We start from the raw sequence: 2,357 nt of genomic DNA, 5'->3' as shown, positions 1-2,357 counted from the left end.
ATCTCGCCCGGGCGGAGTTCGCAACGCTGCGGTTGCGCCTGCTCAAGATCGCCGTGCGGGTGCAGGAAACCACCAGCCGCATCCGACTGGCCTTTGCCTCGTGCTGTCCGGAAGCGGATCTCGTCCGGCGTCTTGCGAGCGCTCTGGCACCCCAGCCCCGGGCGGCCTCGCCCTGAGCGCCGGGGCTGCCATCGCCCCGGTCATCCCATCCCGTCCCTGCCAACGCGTTCCCCACGTTCCAGACCTTGCCGCGGTGAAAGAAACGCAGCGGATCGGCACGCCCGCGCTACCAAATAGGCCCCGAAACAAACTCTGGTGAATAGGAACGGTTAGCACAGTGATTTTGACGGTTTGACACCGCCAAGCTCGTGCTGCGGACTTCGCATCTGGTACCGAGGCCCCGTCCAATGGGGATCAATCCACTTGCAGATCCCGCACCGCTTCGAAGTGCCGTCACAAGAGACGGCAGGCCAACCGGTCAAAATCACTGTGTCGAGGATCTAGCAACTCAGTATGAGCATCTGGTTGAGTTCAACTCTTGCCGTGAGGTTTCCTACTACGGCGGCATGAGCTTGCGATGATTTTTCAGGTAGTCGTTCAGCGCCCTCAAAACTACTCTCATCGTTGTCACTCTAGCCATTCTCCATACATGATCTTGTCTTCAGACGAGCAACTCCCAAGGCATCGCTACGGCACGTAGGGGCAGTGGACACCCAGGAGCGTCCTGAGTGTCATTGAGAAGGCTGGACGCTAAAGGCTCTTAGGAGAAGCTTGGAACGGCTGGCACTCCTCAGTCGGTATCGTTCCTCTTGTCTGGCATTATTGAACCCTCCTGGTCCGTCTTGGCCAATGGCTGCTGGGATCGCGTGTCCCTGCGGTGGGTCAGCCTGTCAGTTATCGCCTTGAGAGCATCGCTTACCCTGTGAGTCATTTGAGACAGGTTCATGGGGACCTCCCTGGGTCCAGCACATAAGCTGTGCTTGCAAGACAACGCTGAAGCCTTGGAAGTCGTTCACGCACCTGGGTTGTTGAAGATGAGACTCAAGCTCTTTAATGGCAGGAATTTATACCGAGACCGCGCTTTAGTTACGGCCAAGGCTCTTTGGAAAAGGTTGGCATCCAGAGATAAGGCAGAAACGCTAATGTACCTAAGGCAGTAAGCCAGAATCTTAGGTGGCACAAAGTTTATCTATTTTCTGTCAACAATAAAACATGTAATCAGCCCAACATGTTTATGTAAAACGACAGCCATCATAGCGCCATAGCTATAAGATACCTGTTGATTGTACGTCTCGACTCAGTTAGTTCGGTTCCTAACCTAAATTGAAGTCGGATGTTCCGAGAGAAATATGAAGAACAATCTTATTGTGAGGCAAGGATGTGTCTCACTATCCGTCAAGCACGGCTCAGCCACACAACTCCAAAGAAAGGAGTCCCCTTGGCGTTCCTAAAGCGTGGGTAGACCACCCATGTCTTAGGTTTATTAATCCAGAACTACGGATACAAAGAAGAAAAATTCTATGGAATTTGAAGACTTTGATTTAGCATGCCCTAAGTTAAATGTGGTAGAAAACCTATATTACTATAATAAGATTACTACCACTTCTTGTGTCTCGGATTCTCTCTCACTGAATGGACACTAGGAAAGCTCAAGATCACCTTTGATAACCGTGGTCTGTCTCCCAGTCCTGAAATGTGGACAGGGCTAAGGTCAGCTATCCAGGTCATGGCTGATGGTGGCTGTGCTCCAGCCTATTACGTCAGCAGCCTTGATCCTGGTGTCGGCAAGACCACAGCCATGGTCCACTTCCTGAGGGAGTTGGTGACATCCCAGGATTACCAAGGTGTCTCAGCTTTGGTCTGCCTTGGTCGCTTGGATCAGATCAGGAATGTGATTGAGGAAGCTAACCTTCAGGATCAGGACTTCGCTGTTCTGACAGCCAAGACCAATGAGTATCTAAACTCCCTGGGCTGTGGTGTCCCTGAGGATGCTCGCATTCTCTTCACAACCCATGCAATGGTCGAGAAAAGGTGTTTCAAGACCTCCTTCAGTGACACCAAGATCCTTTGGTTCCAGGGTCAGCCTCGACAGGTGAAGATCTGGGATGAAGCTATTCTGCCAGGGCATCCTGTGACCTTGTGTCAAGCGACACCGAGATTTACGAGATAAGGCGACATCCAGTTTTACGACGGCTCAAGCGTGAGCCCGCTGGAGAGCCTCCTCCAGATCCCGCAGGCGATAGCTGCGCCCCTTGATGTTGAGAACATGCGCTCGGTGCAGCAGGCGGTCGAGGATGGCCGTGGCCAGCACCTCGTCGCCGGCCAGCAGCTCGGTCCACTCCCGGATGCTCTTGTTC

Annotated in this window: 1 protein-coding gene and 1 pseudogene; one reads left to right on the top strand and one right to left on the bottom strand. The window is 53.0% G+C overall.

What is annotated here, in order from left to right; genetic code table 11:
* A partial coding sequence (locus tag FS320_RS41870) for a transposase (protein WP_192926244.1) occupies nt 1-176 on the top strand: 176 nt, incomplete at its 5' end.
* A 2,039-nt stretch (nt 177-2,215) separates the two neighbouring features.
* Here FS320_RS41870 and FS320_RS41865 read toward each other — a convergent pair.
* A pseudogene (locus tag FS320_RS41865) lies at nt 2,216-2,357 on the bottom strand (ATP-binding protein); the annotation flags it as partial.

The sequence above is a fragment of the Microvirga tunisiensis genome (assembly GCF_009296175.1).
In the GTDB taxonomy this organism is placed as follows: domain Bacteria; phylum Pseudomonadota; class Alphaproteobacteria; order Rhizobiales; family Beijerinckiaceae; genus Microvirga; species Microvirga tunisiensis.
The sequence above is the reverse complement of the archived record's forward strand: the minus strand, read 5'-3'. Positions and strand labels throughout refer to the sequence as shown.